Raw genomic sequence first — 16,510 nt, 5'->3', positions numbered from 1 at the left:
TCCCATGCAGCATCGCCACCTCGGTTCTTCGGGCCTGCAGGTATCGGCGCTGGGCCTTGGCTGCATGAGCTTCGCCGGTGCCTATGGGCCGGGCGGGGATCGCCAGGACAATATCGCCCTGGTGCGCAGGGCGGTCGAAGCCGGCGTGACCTTCTTCGACACCGCCGAGGCCTATGGCCCGTTCACCAATGAAGAGTTGGTCGGCGAGGCGCTGGCGCCGGTGCGCGAGCAGGTGGTGATCGCCACCAAGTTCGGCTTCGACATCGATCTGGTCACAGGCGAGCGCCGGCCCGGCGTCGACAGCCGGCCCGAGCATATCAAGGCCGTCGCCGATGCGGCGCTCAAGCGCCTGCGCACCGACCGGATCGACCTGTTCTACCAGCACCGCGTCGATCCCGCCGTGCCGATCGAGGAGGTCGCCGGCGCGGTGGCCGAGCTGATCCAGGCCGGCAAGGTCGCGCATTTCGGGCTGTCGGAAGCGGCCCCCGACACGATCCGACGCGCGCACGCCGTCCAGCCGGTCGCCGCGCTGCAGAGCGAATATTCGCTGTTCTGGCGCGAGCCCGAGGAGGAATTGCTGCCACTCTGCGCCGAACTCGGCATCGGCTTCGTCCCGTTCAGTCCGCTGGGCGCCGGCTTCCTCACCGGCCAGATCGACGAGAACACCGTCTTCGCCCCCGGCGACTTCCGCAATATCGTGCCGCGCTTCTCGATCGAGGCGCGCAAGGCCAACATGGCGCTGGTCACGCTGGTGAAGCGCGTCGCCGATCGCCACGGCGCCACGCCCGCCCAGGTCGCGCTCGCCTGGCTGCTCGCGCAGCAGCCCTGGATCGTGCCGATCCCCGGCACCAGCAAGCTCGCACGGCTCGAGGAGAATCTCGGCGCGGTGGATGTGACGCTCACGCCCGACGACCTCGCCGAGATCGACGCCGGCACCGCCGCGTTCGACGTAACCGGCGAGCGGCTCCCCGAAGCCGTCCTCGAGATGACGCGACGCTAGCTCCGCGCCCGACGCCCCGCCCGGAAGCCCTGGAGAATATGGGCGCCGTCGCTGCCCCTGAACGGCACCAGATTGGCAAGCCCCATCCCCACCGAGAGCATCGCCAGCGCCCCAAGCAGCGTACCCGCCAGCGTCGCCGTGCCCAGCTGCGCCGCGACGGCCCCTGCTGCCAGCGCGAGCAGCAGGTTGGCGACGGGTCCAGCGGCAGAGATCGCCATATGCTTGCGCCGCGCATCGATCCGGTCGAGCCGGTAGGTGACATAGCCACCAAGGTCGCCCCCGCCTGCCCGCCACCGCACTCGCAGCCGCCGCGGCTTCATCTTGAGCTCGAAGGGCAACACGACGATCGCGCCGATCTGCGCGCCGAAGTGACGGGCTGCGCCGGCATGGCCCAGCTCATGCATCAGCACCGCGACGAAGGAGAGCAGCGCATCGATCAGGAGCCGCAGCACCAGGCCGGAATCGCCATGGAAATGCTCGCTCAGCAACCCGACCACGCCAAAGGCCGTGACGAAGAAGATCGATATCGCCAGCGCCCGCATCATTCCCCCGATCGGCGGCCAAGCTGCCGGGCAACGGCCGGGGTTGCAATGTAGGATTTCACCTGCTTGGCTTGTCCCGCCGGAATGGCGTCGGCCGCTCTTTCAACTTGTTGGAAATATAGGATTCCGCACGAGCAATAATGTTGCGAAATGCGCCGCATTTCCCGGAAAACAGGGAAATGGCACGCGGCGAAAACCGCCATTGGTGCGGCCTTTGTGACCTTTGCCGTGCGGGCCTCGCCACCAATGTAGGATCGCGCCCCTTCACCCCATCGGCGCGTCGATCGATCTGGGCGGCTGGCTGAACCAGGCCGGCCCGCTCTCGGTCATGTGGAAGCAGTCCTCCAGCCGCACGCCGAAGCTGCCGGGGATGTAGATGCCCGGCTCGTTCGAGAAGCACATGCCCGGGGCGAGCAGCGTCTTCTCGCCGCGCACCAGGTTGACCGGCTCGTGCCCGTCCAGCCCGATGCCGTGCCCGGTGCGGTGTGAAAGCCCCGGCAGCTTGTAGTCCGGTCCCCAGCCGAGCGAGGCGTAGTAGCGCCGTACCGCATCGTCGACACTGCCTGCCGGCACGCCGAGCCTGGCCGCGGCGAACGCGACTTGCTGGCCCTGCGCCGCCTGGCCCCACACCTTGCGCTGCTCGGCATTCGCGCCGCCATGCACCCAGGTGCGCGACACGTCGCTCTGATAGCCCTGCACCGTGCAGCCGCAGTCCATCAGCACGATCCGCCCGTCGGCCACCGGCGAGGGCACCTTGGTGCCGTGCGGATAGGCCGCGCCCTCGCCCACCAGCACCAGGCTGAACTCGGGATCGCCGCCCAGCTTGCGCGTTGCCGCGTCCATCAGCGCCGACACGTCGCGCTGGCTCATCCCCTTCTCGACCCGCGGATAGACGAAGCGATAGGCGGCGATCGTCACGTCGGTGGCGAGCTGCATCAGCGCGATCTCGGGCGCCGTCTTGATCATCCGGCAGCCGCGCACGACCGGATTGGCCGAGACCACCTTGAGCCCGTTCTTCTGCAACCCGTCGACGGCGAAATAGCGCACCGTCTCCTCGATGCCGACCGGCAGATGCGCGAGCTTGCGGTCCTTGAGGAAGCCGGCGACGGTCTTGAGCGGATCCTCGTCCTCGTTCCACACGCGGACCTCGGCGGGGATCGCCAGCCGCTCGCGGGTGCGCGCTTCCTCGAAGAACGGCGTGACAATGCAGGGCTCGCCCTCGGCCGGCAGGAGGATCGCGGTCAGCCGCTCGCTGCGCCCCCAGTTGAGCCCGGCGAAATAGACCAGCGACGATCCGCCCTCGATCAGCACCGCGCCGATGCCATGGGCCCGCATCAGCCTCTGCGCCCGGGCAAGCCGCGCGGCGCGCTCGTCATTGCCGATCGGCTGCGCGCCCTTGGTCATGTCCTGCAGCGCCGAGAGGTCCGGCTCGGCGGCGCGCAGCACGCTTGGCAGCGTGAGCAGCGGCATCGCGGCGGCGGCGCGGACAAGGGTGCGGCGATCGAGGCGCATGGCGTTCTCCGGAAAGGCTTTCGCCTGCGATACGGTCCTTGACCGGCGCCGCGCAATAGCTTCGGCCTTGCGTAACGGGCGCCAAAACGCATTGGACGCCCGGCAATAACGCCGCTGCGCAGCGTGACCGGAAAGCCGCATTGGCCGGCTGGCGAGGCAACCGGCGCATGCTTGGCTGAGCGCGAGGACTTGACCCGGCGCACGCAATCCCCTTTGCCTGCGCGACGGATTTTTAGGGGGGCCTGATCTTGGGCAAGCGACTTACTTGGTTCATTCTGGCGGCGCTGCTGCTCGGCGGGCTGCTCGGCTGGGGGCTGAACACCGCCTATGCCGGCTCGCCCGAGGGCGCCAAGGCGATCGAGCGCTGGGCCTATGGCCTCGACATCCCCACCCAGATGTTCCTCCACCTGATCAAGATGATCATCGCCCCGCTGGTCGTCTCGACACTGGTGGTCGGCATTGCCCATATGGGCGGCGGCGGCGCGATCGGCCGGGTGGGCCTGAAGGCGTTCCTCTGGTTCGTCAGCGCCAGCCTCGTCTCGCTTACGCTCGGCCTGATCCTGGTCAACGCGCTGCACCCCGGCATCGGCATCAACCTGCCGCTGCCCGCGGTCACCGAGGCCGTCGACGTCAAGCCGTTCGATATCGCCCAGTTCTTCATCCACATCGTGCCGACCAGCGGCGTCGACGCGATGGCGACCAACGACATCCTCCAGCTGGTGATCTTCTCGATCTTCTTCGGCGTCGGCCTGGCCGCGGTGGGTGAGAAGGGCGCGCCGCTCGTCCGCGGGCTCGAGGCGCTGGTCCAGGTGATGCTCACCGTCACCGGCTATGTCATGCTGTTCGCGCCGGTCGCAGTGTTCTGCGCCGTCGCCAAGGCGCTGGCGACGCAGGGGCTCGACATCGTCCGCGACCTCGCCTTCTTCATGGCGAGCTTCTATCTCGGCCTGGCGATCCTCTGGGCCTGCCTGATCGGCGCCTGTTTCCTGATCGTCGGTCCGCGCACCGCCACGCTGCTGCGCTACCTGCGCGATCCGATCCTGCTCGGCTTCTCGACCGCTTCGTCCGAAGCCGCCTATCCACGCACGCTTGATGCGCTCGACCGGTTCGGCGTGCCGCCCAAGATCGCCAGCTTCGTGCTGCCGCTCGGCTATTCGTTCAACCTCGACGGCTCGATGATGTACATGACGTTCGCGTCGATCTTCATCGCCCAGGCCTATGGCATCCATCTCGACTGGATGACGATGATCCAGATGCTGCTGATCCTGATGGTCACCAGCAAGGGCATCGCCGGCGTGCCGCGCGCCAGCCTGGTGGTGATCACCGGCACGCTCAGCCACTTCAACATCCCCGAGGCCGGCGTCCTGCTGATCCTCGCGGTCGACCATTTCCTCGACATGGGCCGCACCGCGACCAACGTGATCGGCAATGCCGTCGCCAGCACCGTCGTGGCGCGCTGGGAGGGCCAGCTCGATGCGCCCGGCATCGCCGAACCCGCGGTCAAGCCGCTTGACGGCGCCGCGACCGAGGTCGACAGCTTCGAGGATTATGGCAAGTCCTGACCCCGACAATGCGGCGGCGCCCATCCGCGTCGTCGCGCTCTACCAGTTCACCCGCTTCCCCGATGTCGAAAGCCTGCGCCCGCCGCTGCTGGCGCTGTGCGAGCGCCTGGGCATCAAGGGCACGCTGCTGCTCGCCAACGAAGGGCTGAACGGCACGGTGGCCGGCAGCGACGCGGCGATCGACGCGCTGCTCGACCATATCCACGCCCTGCCCGGCTGCGCAGGCCTGGACGTGAAGGAATCGCGCGCCGCGGCACTGCCCTTCGACCGGATGAAGGTGCGGTTGAAGCGCGAGATCGTCACGATGGGCGAGCCCGACATCGATCCGCTCACCGGCGTCGGCCATTATGTCGCGCCAGAGGACTGGAACGCGCTGATCGACGCCCCCGATACGATCGTGATCGACACCCGCAACGCCTATGAGGTCGCTCTGGGCAGCTTCAGCGGCGCGATCGACCCGGAGACGCGCAGCTTCCGCGAGTTCCCCGCCTGGTTCCGCCGCTTCCGCGAGGAGCGCGAAAAGGCCGGGGCGATGCCGCGCGTCGCGATGTTCTGCACCGGCGGCATCCGCTGCGAGAAGTCTACCGCCTTCCTCAAGGCCGAGGGGCTGGACGAGGTCTACCACCTCAAGGGCGGCATCCTCGCCTATCTCGAGCAGGTCCCGCCCGAGCAGAGCCGCTGGCAGGGCGAGTGCTTCGTGTTCGACCAGCGCGTCACCGTCGATCACGCGCTCCAGCCCCGCAACCGCAGCCTCTGCCCGCGCTGCCAGGGGCTGATCGCCGGCGAGGACGCCCCCTGCCCCGCCTGCGACGATCTCGCCTTCCGCGATCAGGCATAGGCATAGGGCCCGCCGGCGGCGAGGGCGGCCTGGTAGGCCGGGCGGGCGTGGATGTGGTCGAGCCAGGCGGCGAGGTTCGGCCGGCCCTGGGTGGCGCCGGCGCGAGCGACCGCGGCTTCGAGGGGGAAGCTCATCATCACATCGGCCGCAGTGAAGTCGGGTCCGGCGAACCAGGGCCGCGCGGCCAGCTCGGCTTCGACATAGTCGAGATGCACGTCGATCATCGGCTGGAACTTCTTCTGCGCCATCTTGCCGAACAAGGGCACCCGGCTCAGCACCAGCTTGGTGAACAGCGGCGGCATCAGCGAACCCTCGGCATAATGGAGGAAGTGCCGCCAGCGCAGCGCATCCTCGCGGTGGCCGGGCTTGCCGAGCCGCCCGTCGCCGAGCTCGACGAGATATTCGACGATCGCCCCGGTCTCGGCGATGACGTTGCCGCCATGCTCGATCACCGGCGACTTGCCGAGCGGATGGATGCGGCGCAACTCGGGCGGGGCGAGCATCGTCGCCTTGTTCCGCTCATAGCGCTTGACCTCATAGGGCAGCCCCAACTCCTCGAGCAGCCAGAGCACGCGCTGCGAGCGGGAATTTTCGAGATGGTGGACGATGACGGTCATGCAGGCTCCCCTGGGCGGCGCGGGCGTTGCCGGGCCGCGATCGACTTGACGATGGTACGTCCGCCGGCCGGCGGCAAGGGCGCCGACGCCTGATCGAACGCGGCGGCGATCAGCGCGCGGATCGCGGGTTCGTCGAGCAGCGCGACCTGCGTGAGGCAGACATAGCGACCCTGCCGGCCGTCGCCCTGGAGCATGCCTTCCGGATCGGGCAGGCCGATGCCGGGCAGGAAATAGAGCAGGATGTTGCGCGGATAGACCGCCAGGCTGAGGATCGCGCCGGTGCTCTTCAGGCCGGGCGCATAGCCGATCGCAAGCGCGTTGTAATTGTCATAGACCAGCTCGTTGGCACCGGGCAGCCGCGCCCGGAGCACGGCGCGGCCGGCGCGGACGCGCTCGGCGATGTCGGGCGTGAAGCGCGCGATGAAAGCCTCTACCTGCGCCCCGGTCGCGTCGATGTCGGCGGGATCGGCAGGGATCATGGCTGGGCTCCCACGGCTTCGAACCGGACCGCGCGATTGGCTGGATCGGCATCGACGAGGCGGACGCTGAGCGGACTGCCCGGCGCGGCGCCCGGCGCATCGATCCGCGTGACCACCGGCAGGTCGGCGAGCTGCATCCGCGCGCCGCGGGCATCGATATCGGTGACGACGGCCGCGAAGGTCTCGCCCTCGCGGCCGTCGAGCATCACCGCCTCGGCAAGGTCGATCACGGCGCGGTCGATCTGGCCGCCGAGCGCATCGGCGCGGCCCATCACCCGGGGCAGGCGCTCGAACGCCTGGGTGACGGCTTCGGGCACCGGGTCACCGGCCATGATCGCCAGCGTCGCGCGGATGACATAGCGATCCGCCAGGCGACGCAACGGCGCGGTGGCGTGGACATAGGACGCGGCGACCGCGGCATGCCAGGGCGGCGCGTCCGCGCGCCACGGCGCATAGCTCGCCCCCTGCCCGGCGCGGCGGATGGCCAGCATCAACGCGGCCTGGTGCGGGTCCGCCGCATCGAGGCCGGTGCGGAACGCGGCGAGCGGCTGGGCTTCGGGCCACGCGACACCGAGCGCACGGGCGGTGTTGCGCAGGCGCAGCACCGCCGCGGCATCGGGCTCGGCCATCACCCGGAACAGGCCGGTTCGGTGCGCGCGCAGCACGTCGGCGATGGCGAGGTTGGCCGCGAGCGACAGCGCGGCATTCTGGTCCTCGGAAGCGTGGCGGGCGCGGAAGGCGAGCGCATAGCCGCCGTCGGGGCGCTGGACGACTTCCTGTTCGGGCGGATCGACGCGGGCGGCGCCGCGACGCGCCTCGGCAACGGTGATGCGGCAGGCGAATTCGGCGAATTGCGGCGGCAGGTCCGCAGCGGTGGCGGTTTCGTACCCCAGCTTGGCGCGGCTCGCCACCAAGGCGCGCTCGGCATCCTCGAGCGTCGCCGATCCATCCGGCGCGACGCGGACGGTGAACAGCACCGCCGGGCGCGGGCCATCCGGCAACAGGCTGGCCGCGCCTTCGCTCAGCACCGGCGGATAGAGACCGGCCTTGCCATCGGGCAGATAGAGCGTGGCGCCGCGCCGCCAGGCCTCGGCATCGACCGGGTCGCCATCCCGGACGAACCAGGCGACATCGGCGATCGCATAGCGCAGCAGCAAGTCGCTGCCGCTGGCCTCGATCGTGAAGGCCTGGTCGAGATCGGTGGAGCGCGCCGGATCGAGCGTGACCAGCGGCAGCGCAGTCCGATCGACATGCGCGTCCGGGACTCGCCGCGCCGCAGCCTCGGCGGCGGCCAGGACCTCGGGCGGAAAACCTTCCGGCACATGGAATTGGCCGCGGATGGCGGCGAGCCCGCCAGCCAGCACGCGATCGGGATCGAGAACCGCCTTCATCGGGCCATCCTACCGCACCAGGCGCCGCTGCAAAGTCCACGAAGTTCACGCCAAAGCGCGCTCCGCCGCACAAGCAATCCAACACGGCGCGGAGTCCGAAAGGTCACAAAAGCCGCGACATTCACGCGCGTGCGCGCGAGGCCCCCAACGGGAAAGACCCGGCGCGGGGCAACGCGCCGGGTCTTCCAATGGGTCTGAGCCCGTGATCGCTGCCTCACGCGTCGCACGCGGGCGCGGCCTGTAAATCCATTATAGATCGTCGTCGCCGTCATCGGCGTCGGGACCGGTCATAAGTCCCTCGGCGACCTTTTCGGTGCGCGCGCGGATCGCCTTTTCGAGGCGCTCGCGCAGCTCGTCATTGTCCTTGAGGAAATTCTTCGAATTCTCGCGGCCCTGGCCGATGCGGACGCTGTCATACGAGAACCAGGCGCCCGACTTCTCGACGAGCCCGGCCTTGACGCCGAGATCGAGGATCTCGCCGATCTTCGAGATGCCCTCGCCGTACATGATATCGAACTCGACCTGCTTGAACGGCGGCGCCACCTTGTTCTTCACCACCTTCACGCGGGTGGTGTTGCCGATGATCTCCTCGCGGTCCTTGATCTGGCCGGTGCGGCGGATGTCGAGGCGGACCGAAGCGTAGAACTTGAGCGCGTTGCCGCCGGTCGTCGTCTCCGGATTGCCGTACATCACGCCGATCTTCATGCGCAGCTGGTTGATGAAGATCACCATGCAGCGTGAGCGGCTGATCGAGCCGGTGAGCTTGCGCAGCGACTGCGACATCAGCCGGGCCTGGAGGCCGACATGGCTGTCGCCCATCTCGCCTTCGATTTCGGCGCGCGGCACCAGCGCGGCGACTGAATCGACCACCAGCACGTCGATCGCGTTCGAGCGGACCAGCGTATCGACGATCTCGAGCGCCTGCTCGCCGGTATCGGGCTGCGAGACGATCAGCTCGTCGATGTTGACGCCCAGCTTCTTGGCATAGACCGGATCGAGCGCATGCTCGGCATCGACGAAGGCTGCGACACCGCCGGTGCGCTGCGCTTCGGCGATGACATGCAGCGCCAACGTGGTCTTGCCCGAGCTTTCCGGGCCATAGACCTCGATCACGCGGCCGCGCGGCAGGCCGCCGACGCCGAGCGCGATGTCGAGCCCGAGCGAGCCGGTCGAGATCGCCTCGACCTGCATCGCCTCCTTGGAGCCGAGCTTCATCGCCGACCCCTTGCCGAATGCGCGGTCGATCTGCGCGAGTGCGGCGTCGAGCGCCTTCTGCTTGTCCGAAGAAATCGCCATGTTGCCGTCAATCACCTTGAGCGAAGCTGCCATTGGAAGTCCCCGTCGCTAGAAGGTTTAGCACGCTGCATCAACCTGTGTTGGAACGGCATGTATCGCGTTTGTTCTCACGGAACAAGAGCGGAACGAAAATTTTTGTTCCATAATCGTTCTTCTCGTTCCCCCAGGCGCGGATCGGGGGAAAATCGCGGCGCGGCCAAGGCTATCCCCGATGCCGCGCGCCGGCATGCACGGCTAGGCCAAGCGACACGGAGGACGCGCTCATGAAATTCGCTCCCTTGCTGCTGCTGGCCGGCATGACCGCTTCCGGCGCGATCGCCGCGCAGCAGGTCAGCCGCCCCGCCCCCGGCCCCGCCGGCAGCTGGCGCTTCCTCGGCGCCACCTAGGCACGGTTCACCGCCGATCACGATACGATCCGGGTGCAGGGTCCGTACGACAATTTCCGCCGGATCAAGTTCAAGGTGCGCGACGCGCCGCTGCAGCTGGCCAAGCTGGTGGTGACCTATGACAATGGCGCACCCGACAACATTCCGGTGCGCTATAACATCCCCCAGGGCGGAGAGAGCCGCGTGATCGACCTGCGCGGCGCCGGCCGGCGGAGCCTGCGGCGCGTCGATTTCTGGTACGACACGCGCGGGGGCGCGGACGCGGCGCCGCCAATGTGGCGCTGTGGGGGATGCACTGAGGCGGATTGCCGCGGGAGCGAAGCGCCGCTAGCCCGGCGCGCATGCCCCGCATCGTCGGCCATGTTCGCGCGCTCAATCGCTTTCCGGTCAAGTCGATGGCCGGCGAGCAGCTCGGCGTGGCCGAGCTCGACTGGCAGGGAATCGAGGGCGACCGGCAATATGCCTTCGTCCGCGCCGCCAACGGCACGCGCTTTCCCTGGCTGACGGCGCGCGAAGTGCCGGCGATGGTGCTGCACCGCGCGCGCTTCGCCGATCCCGGCAAGCCCAAGACGAGCGCAGTGCTGGTGGAGACGCCCGACGGCGCGACGCTCTCGCTCCACGACCCGCTGCTCAAAGGGCATCTCGAGGCGGGCGCAGGCGAACCGGCATCGCTGATCCAGGTGGCGCGCGGCTGCTATGATTCGATGCCGGTCTCGATCCAGTCGACTGCCGGACACGCCGCGCTCGAGGCGGCGCATGGCTGCACGCTCGACATCGCCCGCTTCCGGATCAACGTGATCGTCGAGAGCGACCTGCCGGCGACGCAGTGGCAGGGTCGGCGGCTGGCGTTCGGCGGAGAGGAGGACGGGGCCGTGGTGCAATGCGCCGACCCGATCGCCCGCTGCGTGATCGTGACGATCGACCCGGTGACCGGCGCCAAGGAGCCGCGCGTGCTGCGCACGGTCGCGCAGGCGTTCGGCAATGCATACGGCGTCTATGCGGGGCCGGCGCGGCCGGGGCTGATCCGGATCGGGGATCCGGTGTGGCTGGTGGACTAGCTTTCGGCCTCGACATACCCGGCGCGCTTGGGCAGCGTGGCCGCACGGGAGGGAATCATGGCCGATCTTCGCACCTGGAACCGCTGGCTGGGCGGCATCGCCGTCGGGACCGCCGCCGCGCTGGGCACGATGCTCTACGCGCCGTCGGTGCTCGCCTTCCCGCACCGCGCGCAGTTCGGCGAGGTCACCGTCTATTCGGTCGATCCGATCGCGCCGCGGATGCAGGCGATCCTCGATCGCGCTGCCAGGCTCGACGCAGCCAGCGCGATCGCCGCGCCGCTGGGGCCGCGCGCGATCTATCTCACCGATGGCGGCTGGCGCTGGGCACTGCTATCGCTGCCGAGCTCGCACGGCGCCTTTGCCGTGACGCGGCCCTTCTCGAGCAGCATCGTGCTCAACCAGGCGTCGAGCGCCGAGGACGCGGTCCGCAACGGCGCCGCGATCGGCAACCGGCGCACGCTGAGCGGCACGATCGCGCACGAGACCGTCCACCTGCTGATCAACCGGCGCTACGGGCTGGCGGCACGCAGCTTCGCCACCTGGAAGGTGGAGGGCTATTGCGACTTCGTGGCGCAGGAGAGCAGCCTATCCGATGCGCAGGCCGCTTCGCTGAAGGCGGCGGGAACGCAGACGCCCGGGCTGGCCTATCATGATGCGCGGCGGAAGGTCGCGACGACGCTGGCCTCGGGCAAGAGCGTCGATCAGCTGTTACGGGAGTGAGGCTCAGCTCGCCGCGAAGAGGCTGTCGAGCGCCTTCTCGACGCTGTCCATCGTGAACGGCTTGGAGAGCACCGGGCGGTTGCGATAGGCCTCGGCGATCATGTCCCCTGCCCCGCCGGTGGCGAGCACGAAGGGGATGCCGCGCGCGGTCAGCGCATCGGCGATCGGCCAGCTGGTCTCGCCGCCGCGCAGGTTCACGTCCATGATCGCGGCATCGACGCCGCCCGCCTCGATCACTTCGAGCGCAGTGGCGACGCTGTCCGCCGTGCCGGCGACGCCGCGGTCGAGCGCATCGAGAAAATCCTCGAGCATCATCGCGATGAGCGGCTCGTCCTCGACGATCAGTATCTTTTGCGACTGCGGCATAGTGGCCGATCACATCGCAGGAAAACCGCCCGTCGCCAAGGGTTTATTTCGGGGGCAGCACATCCCGCGCCGCTTCGGCAAGTTGTTGTACCGAAAAGGGTTTGGGCAGGAAGGAAACTTGCTCCAGATCAATCGACTTGCGCAATTGCTCCTCGGCATATCCCGACATGAAGAGGATCGGCAGGTCGGGATATTTGACGCGGACCTTCCGGGCCATGCTGGGCCCGTCCATCACCGGCATGACAACGTCGGAGATCAGCAGGTCGGGCCGGTCGATCGTCTCGAGCAGCTCGAGCGCCGCCTCGCCGTTCTCCGCGGTGAGCACGGTATAGCCCTGGCGGGCCAGCGCGCGCTCGGCGATGGCGCGGACCATGTCCTCGTCCTCGACCACCAGGATCGTGCCGGTGCCCCAGGTGTCGGCGGGCTTCTCCTTGATGCCGGGCAGCTTGGCGGCGACGGGTGCCTCGGTCGCGGCATGGACGGGCAGGTAGATGGTGAACTCGGCGCCGCCCTCCGGCGGATTGTCGGCGAAGATGAACCCGCCCGACTGCTTGATGATGCCGTAGACAGTGGAGAGGCCGAGGCCGGTGCCCTTGCCCACTTCCTTGGTGGTGAAGAAGGGCTCCCAGATCTTGGGCAGGATCTCGGGCGGGATACCGGTGCCGGTGTCGGCGATGCGCAGCGCGGTATAGTCGCCGACCGGGAGCACGTCGTCGTCCATCCGGCGGACATCCGAGGCGGGCACCGCCCTGGTCTCGATGATCAGCGTGCCGCCGCCATTGGGATTCTTCGACAGCATCGCGTCGCGCGCGTTGACCGCGAGATTGACCACGACCTGCTCGAGCTGCCCCGGATCGGCGCGCACCGGGCCCAGGTTGCGCCCATGCTTGACCTCGAGGCGCACCGTCTCGCCGAGCAGGCGCTTGAGCAGGTTCGATACCTCGGAAATCACGTCCGGCAGCTGGAGCAGCTGCGGGCGCAGCGTCTGCTGGCGCGAGAAGGCGAGCAGCTGGCGCGTCAGCGAGGCGGCGCGGTTCGAGTTCGCCCGAATCTGCTGGATGTCGTCATAGTCGCTGTCGCCGGGCGAATGGCGCATCAGCATCAGGTCGCAGTGCCCGATGATCGCGGTCAGGATGTTGTTGAAATCGTGCGCGACACCGCCGGCGAGCTGCCCGACCGCCTGCATCTTGGTCGCCTGCGCGACCTGGCGCTTGAGCTTCGACTCCTCGCCCGAATCCTTGAGGCTGATCAGCACCGCGGCATCGCCGAGGCCGCGCGCGCCGGCGAGGCCGATCGACACCGGCTCCTCGGGCGCATCGGCCAGGCGCACGGTCATCTCGGCCGATTGCGGCGCGCCCCCGGCGAAGCGGCGGACCGCATCGGCGAGCGCCGCCTTGTCCTCGCGCACCATCAAGTCCCCGGGGTAGAGCGGCGGCGCGGCGGCATTGACGCGGGTGGCACGGACGAACGCATCATTCATGCTGACGAAGCGGCCGTCGCGATCGACCAGCGCGAGCCCGAGCGGGAGCAAGGCGATCAGCGAGCGGACATGCGCGCCGGCGCTCGCGCCGATCGCAGGGGTCGTCGCGTTGCCCTTCTCTTCGTCGAGCAGCGCGACGAGCAGCGGCGCATCCTCGCCGTCGAGGAACGGGATCTGGAGGACGCGGAGCGGCGTGCCCTCGAGCCCCTCGCGCTCGAAGCGGACCAGGCCCATCGAGTCGGTGATCAGGAAGCGCGCGAAGTCGCGGCCCTCGACCGCCGCCTCGCCGCTGCCCATTGCCCGCAGGCGGAACACGCGGTTGGCGGCGCGGACGCGCCCCTCGGGCGAGACCATCGCGGCCATGATGCCGGAGGAGCCGAGCCGGTCGCCGGTATGGCCGTCGATCAGCGCCTGGGTCTGGCTGGCAAGGTCGAGCGCCTGGACGCCGATGAAACGCCAGACCAGCGACTCCTCGCCGACACGCTGAATGCGTGTGGAGACGGGCGCGCCGAACACCTGGATATTGTCCTCGCGCGCCTCGCCGTCGCGCCAGGCAGTGCGGGCGGCGGTGCCGAGCGCGGCGACCGCGGCGTCGCTCAAGGGCAGGTTGGGTGGGGTCGGCCAGCCGGCGAACAGCGCCTCGAAGCGGCTGTTGGCGCAGACCAGGCGGCCGGCGCGGTCGGTGACGGCGAGCGCATCGTCACTCGCGGCGGCAAGCGCCTGGGCAACCGACCAGTCGACCGGCTGGTCGGCAACGGCATCGGCGTGGAAGAGCTTGCGCGCCCCCCATAAAGTGCCGGCGGCGAGCAGCCCGGCCGCGACGAAGCCGACGGCGACGGCGCGATCGTTTAGCGTGAGCAGGATGAGCGCGCCCGCCAGGATGCCCGCGAGGATCGCCGCCGCAAAGGGCAGCCAGCGGCGGGACGGCGATATCGGGCTGGAATGGGCGGGCAGCGTGGCCATGCGCCACCGATGTTCGGTCAAAGGGCGCGGGTCAAGCCGCCAATTCCCTCTCCCATTGGGAGAGGGAGGGAGCGCCGAAGGCGCGGAAGGGTGAGGGTCGAACGGAAATGTCGACCCTCACCCTTCCCACTCGCTTCGCTCGCGGGCCCCTTCCCGCTCCCAAAGGGAGCGGGAATTCTTCAGATCACCAGATCCGGACGCGCTTGCCGGGCGCCAGGAACAGCTTGGTCGCCGGATCGGGGTTGTAGGCGCCGTACCAGGGATCGAGGTTGCGGACGACCCAGGTGCGCTGGACCGACGGCGAGTGCGGATCGGTGAGCAGGCGCTGGCGCAGGTTCGCCTCGCGATAGTTGCGGCGCCACACCTGGGCCCAGCCGAGATAGAAGCGCTGATCGCCGGTGGTGCCGTCGAGCACGGGCGCCTCGGCGCCGTTCAGCGACTTCTTGTAGGCGTCATAGGCAACGGTCAGGCCGGCCAGGTCGGCGGTGTTCTCGCCGAGCGTCAGCGCGCCCTTCACATGCATGCCCGGCAGCGGCTCATACTGGTCATACTCGGCGACCAGCGCGTCGGTGCGCTCCTTGAACGCCTTGACGTCCGCCGGCGTCCACCAGTCGGTCAGGCGGCCGTGCATGTCGTACTTGGCGCCCTGGTCGTCGAAATGGTGGCTCAGCTCGTGGCCGATGACCGCGCCGATGCCGCCATAGTTGATCGCAGGATCGGCGTTCGGATCGAAGAAGGGCGGCTGCAGGATCGCGGCCGGGAAGACGATCTCGACCATGCCGGGATTGGCATAGGCGTTGATCGTCATCGGCGTCATGCCCCACTCCCAGCGGCGGATCGGCTGGCCGAGTTTCGAGACATTGTCGTCATACTGCCAATTGTTGGCGCGCACGTTGTTGCCGAAAGCGTCACCAGCCGTGATCGTCAGCGCGCCGTAATCCTGCCAGCGATCGGGATAGCCGATCTTGGGCGTGAAGGCGGCGAGCTTCTGGTGCGCCTTGACCTTGGTCTCGGGCGCCATCCAGTCGAGCTTGTCGATGCGGGCGTCCATCGCGGCGATGATGTTCTTCACCAGCTGGTCTGCCGCCGCCTTGGTCTCGGGCGGGAAATATTTGGCGACATAGACCTGGCTGACATCGTCCGACAGCGCGCCGGTGGTGAAGTCGACCGCGCGCTTCCAGCGCTCCTCCTGCTCGGGCGTGCCCGAGAGGGTGGTGCCGTAGAAAGCGAACTGCTCCTTGTCGAACTTGCTCGGCAGCACGTCCGAGAAATTGTCGAGCGTGCGGACGAGCAGCTGGTCCTTGAGCACGCCGAGCGGCGCGGCGCCGACCAGCTTGGCGATGCCGGTGATCGCGCTCGGCTGGGCAACGATCACGCTATCGACCGGCACCTTGCCGGCAGCGAAGAACGCCTTGAAGTCGAAGCCCGGCGCCGACTTCTGCAGCGCGGCGACGGTCATCTTGTTGTAGGTCTTGTTGGCGTCGCGGCTCTCGATGCGGGTCCACTGGACCGCGGCGATCTGCGTCTCGAAATCGACGATCGCCTTGGCGCGCGCAGCGGCGTTGGGCTCGCCGGCATTGGTCAGCTGCGCGGCAAGGTGCTTCTCATATGCCGTCTTGGTCTCGACGAACTTGGCGTCCTTCGACAGGTAATAGTCGCGGTCGGGCATGCCGAGGCCGGCCTGGCCAAGGCTCAGCGCATAGACGTCGGGATCCTTGTCGTCCTGGCCGACATAGGCGCCGAAGGGAACGCCGACGCCGTTGCGGCGGGCAGCGGCGATCAGCGCCGGATAGCCGGCCTTCGACTTGAGGCCCTTGACCTGGTCGATCCAGGCCTGGGCGGGCGCGAGGCCCTTGGCATCGATCGCGGCGGTATCGAGATAGGTCGCATAGGCGGTGCCGATCTTCGAGCTGGGATCGGCCTTCGCCGCCTCGAGGATGTCGTGCGTCTGCTTCTTGGCGTTGTCGTCCAGGATGTTGAACGCGCCGTAGTTCGACTTGTCCGCGGGGATCGGCGTGTTCTTCGCCCAGGCGCCGTTCGCGTAGTTGTAGAAATCGTCGCCCGGCTTGACCGAGGCGTCCATGCCGGCCGTGTCGAAGCCATAGGTGCCGTAGACCGGCTTGGGCTTGTCGGGCTGCGGCGCGGGCTCGCTCACCGGCTCGGCCTGGACCGGCATCGGCGTGCTGGCAACGTCTTCATGGGTGCCGGCGCAACCGGCGAGCAGCACGGGCGCGGCGAGAAAAGTGGTGGCAAGGAGCGACAGGCGCATGGGAGACCCCCAGATGATTGAACCGCGCTGT

At 68.5% G+C, this 16,510-nt stretch carries 15 protein-coding genes; 6 read left to right on the top strand and 9 right to left on the bottom strand.

Annotated elements, in window-relative coordinates:
• Positions 1–4: 4 nt before the first annotated feature.
• On the top strand, positions 5–1,000 hold the full coding sequence (locus ABLE38_RS16885) for an aldo/keto reductase (protein WP_348975414.1): 996 nt from the start codon (positions 5–7) through the stop codon (positions 998–1,000).
• Here the strand turns inward: ABLE38_RS16885 and ABLE38_RS16880 are convergent.
• Positions 997–1,545: a site-2 protease family protein gene (locus ABLE38_RS16880; protein ID WP_348975413.1), complete on the bottom strand. Its 549-nt coding sequence runs from the start codon at positions 1,543–1,545 to the stop codon at positions 997–999. The genes ABLE38_RS16885 and ABLE38_RS16880 overlap by 4 nt on opposite strands.
• 261 nt (positions 1,546–1,806) lie before the next feature.
• Positions 1,807–3,054 carry a Xaa-Pro peptidase family protein gene (locus ABLE38_RS16875; protein WP_348975412.1) on the bottom strand — a complete coding sequence of 416 codons (1,248 nt, stop codon included), beginning with the start codon at positions 3,052–3,054 and terminating at the stop codon, positions 1,807–1,809.
• Between the two features lie 248 nt (positions 3,055–3,302).
• On the opposite strand from ABLE38_RS16875, the gene ABLE38_RS16870 reads away from it, so the two are divergent.
• Together ABLE38_RS16870 and ABLE38_RS16865 are read left to right on the top strand one after the other, a co-directional pair.
• Entirely contained in the window at positions 3,303–4,616 is a 1,314-nt protein-coding gene (locus tag ABLE38_RS16870; protein ID WP_348975411.1) for a dicarboxylate/amino acid:cation symporter, read from the top strand.
• A complete protein-coding gene (locus ABLE38_RS16865) occupies positions 4,603–5,454 on the top strand; it encodes a rhodanese-related sulfurtransferase (RefSeq protein ID WP_348975410.1) in 852 nt (283 codons plus the stop codon). Before ABLE38_RS16870 ends, ABLE38_RS16865 begins: the two co-directional genes overlap by 14 nt.
• Here the strand turns inward: ABLE38_RS16865 and ABLE38_RS16860 are convergent.
• The 4 genes from ABLE38_RS16860 to recA form a co-directional block, all read right to left on the bottom strand.
• Entirely contained in the window at positions 5,445–6,071 is a 627-nt protein-coding gene (locus ABLE38_RS16860) for a glutathione S-transferase (protein ID WP_348975409.1), read from the bottom strand. The two genes, ABLE38_RS16865 and ABLE38_RS16860, sit on opposite strands and share 10 nt — an antisense overlap.
• Entirely contained in the window at positions 6,068–6,550 is a 483-nt protein-coding gene (locus tag ABLE38_RS16855; protein ID WP_348975408.1) for a hypothetical protein, read from the bottom strand. Before ABLE38_RS16855 ends, ABLE38_RS16860 begins: the two co-directional genes overlap by 4 nt.
• Positions 6,547–7,941, bottom strand: a complete 1,395-nt coding sequence (locus tag ABLE38_RS16850) for an RNB domain-containing ribonuclease (protein ID WP_348975407.1) — start codon at positions 7,939–7,941, stop codon at positions 6,547–6,549. The genes ABLE38_RS16855 and ABLE38_RS16850 overlap by 4 nt, the downstream gene beginning before the upstream one ends.
• Positions 7,942–8,190: 249 nt before the next feature.
• Entirely contained in the window at positions 8,191–9,270 is a 1,080-nt protein-coding gene (recA, locus tag ABLE38_RS16845; protein ID WP_348975406.1) for a recombinase RecA, read from the bottom strand.
• Positions 9,271–9,500: 230 nt separating this feature from the next.
• Here recA and ABLE38_RS16840 point away from each other — a divergent pair, with 230 nt between their 5' ends.
• From ABLE38_RS16840 to ABLE38_RS16830, 3 genes are all read left to right on the top strand, one after another.
• Positions 9,501–9,623: a hypothetical protein gene (locus ABLE38_RS16840; RefSeq protein WP_348975405.1), complete on the top strand. Its 123-nt coding sequence runs from the start codon at positions 9,501–9,503 to the stop codon at positions 9,621–9,623.
• A gap of 341 nt (positions 9,624–9,964) precedes the next feature.
• Complete coding sequence (locus tag ABLE38_RS16835; protein ID WP_348975404.1) at positions 9,965–10,681, top strand: MOSC N-terminal beta barrel domain-containing protein; 717 nt, start codon at positions 9,965–9,967, stop codon at positions 10,679–10,681.
• 57 nt (positions 10,682–10,738) lie between these two features.
• The gene (locus ABLE38_RS16830) at positions 10,739–11,401 is read left to right on the top strand and encodes a hypothetical protein (RefSeq protein ID WP_348975403.1); all 663 of its coding nucleotides are present in this window, start codon (positions 10,739–10,741) and stop codon (positions 11,399–11,401) included.
• A 3-nt stretch (positions 11,402–11,404) separates the two neighbouring features.
• Here the strand turns inward: ABLE38_RS16830 and ABLE38_RS16825 are convergent, their stop codons facing one another.
• From ABLE38_RS16825 to ABLE38_RS16815, 3 genes are all read right to left on the bottom strand, one after another.
• Positions 11,405–11,767 carry a response regulator gene (locus ABLE38_RS16825; protein ID WP_348975402.1) on the bottom strand — a complete coding sequence of 121 codons (363 nt, stop codon included), beginning with the start codon at positions 11,765–11,767 and terminating at the stop codon, positions 11,405–11,407.
• Positions 11,768–11,810: 43 nt separating this feature from the next.
• Complete coding sequence (locus ABLE38_RS16820; RefSeq protein WP_348975401.1) at positions 11,811–14,210, bottom strand: response regulator; 2,400 nt, start codon at positions 14,208–14,210, stop codon at positions 11,811–11,813.
• 184 nt (positions 14,211–14,394) lie between these two features.
• Positions 14,395–16,386, bottom strand: a complete 1,992-nt coding sequence (locus ABLE38_RS16815) for a M13 family metallopeptidase (protein WP_348975839.1) — start codon at positions 16,384–16,386, stop codon at positions 14,395–14,397.
• Positions 16,387–16,510 lie beyond the last annotated feature (124 nt).

Source organism: Sphingomonas sp. KR3-1 (genome assembly GCF_040049295.1).
Classification (GTDB): domain Bacteria; phylum Pseudomonadota; class Alphaproteobacteria; order Sphingomonadales; family Sphingomonadaceae; genus Sphingomonas.
The sequence above is the reverse complement of the archived record's forward strand: the minus strand, read 5'-3'. Positions and strand labels throughout refer to the sequence as shown.

Coding starts and splice junctions, on each gene's coding strand:
- ABLE38_RS16885 (WP_348975414.1), top strand. CDS start 5: ATGCAGCATCGCCACCTCGGTTCTTCGGGCCTGCAGGTATCGGCGCTG.
- ABLE38_RS16880 (WP_348975413.1), bottom strand. CDS start 1,545: ATGATGCGGGCGCTGGCGATATCGATCTTCTTCGTCACGGCCTTTGGC.
- ABLE38_RS16875 (WP_348975412.1), bottom strand. CDS start 3,054: ATGCGCCTCGATCGCCGCACCCTTGTCCGCGCCGCCGCCGCGATGCCG.
- ABLE38_RS16865 (WP_348975410.1), top strand. CDS start 4,603: ATGGCAAGTCCTGACCCCGACAATGCGGCGGCGCCCATCCGCGTCGTC.
- ABLE38_RS16860 (WP_348975409.1), bottom strand. CDS start 6,071: ATGACCGTCATCGTCCACCATCTCGAAAATTCCCGCTCGCAGCGCGTG.
- ABLE38_RS16855 (WP_348975408.1), bottom strand. CDS start 6,550: ATGATCCCTGCCGATCCCGCCGACATCGACGCGACCGGGGCGCAGGTA.
- ABLE38_RS16850 (WP_348975407.1), bottom strand. CDS start 7,941: ATGAAGGCGGTTCTCGATCCCGATCGCGTGCTGGCTGGCGGGCTCGCC.
- recA (WP_348975406.1), bottom strand. CDS start 9,270: ATGGCAGCTTCGCTCAAGGTGATTGACGGCAACATGGCGATTTCTTCG.
- ABLE38_RS16840 (WP_348975405.1), top strand. CDS start 9,501: ATGAAATTCGCTCCCTTGCTGCTGCTGGCCGGCATGACCGCTTCCGGC.
- ABLE38_RS16835 (WP_348975404.1), top strand. CDS start 9,965: ATGCCCCGCATCGTCGGCCATGTTCGCGCGCTCAATCGCTTTCCGGTC.
- ABLE38_RS16830 (WP_348975403.1), top strand. CDS start 10,739: ATGGCCGATCTTCGCACCTGGAACCGCTGGCTGGGCGGCATCGCCGTC.
- ABLE38_RS16825 (WP_348975402.1), bottom strand. CDS start 11,767: ATGCCGCAGTCGCAAAAGATACTGATCGTCGAGGACGAGCCGCTCATC.
- ABLE38_RS16820 (WP_348975401.1), bottom strand. CDS start 14,210: ATGGCCACGCTGCCCGCCCATTCCAGCCCGATATCGCCGTCCCGCCGC.
- ABLE38_RS16815 (WP_348975839.1), bottom strand. CDS start 16,386: ATGCCGGTCCAGGCCGAGCCGGTGAGCGAGCCCGCGCCGCAGCCCGAC.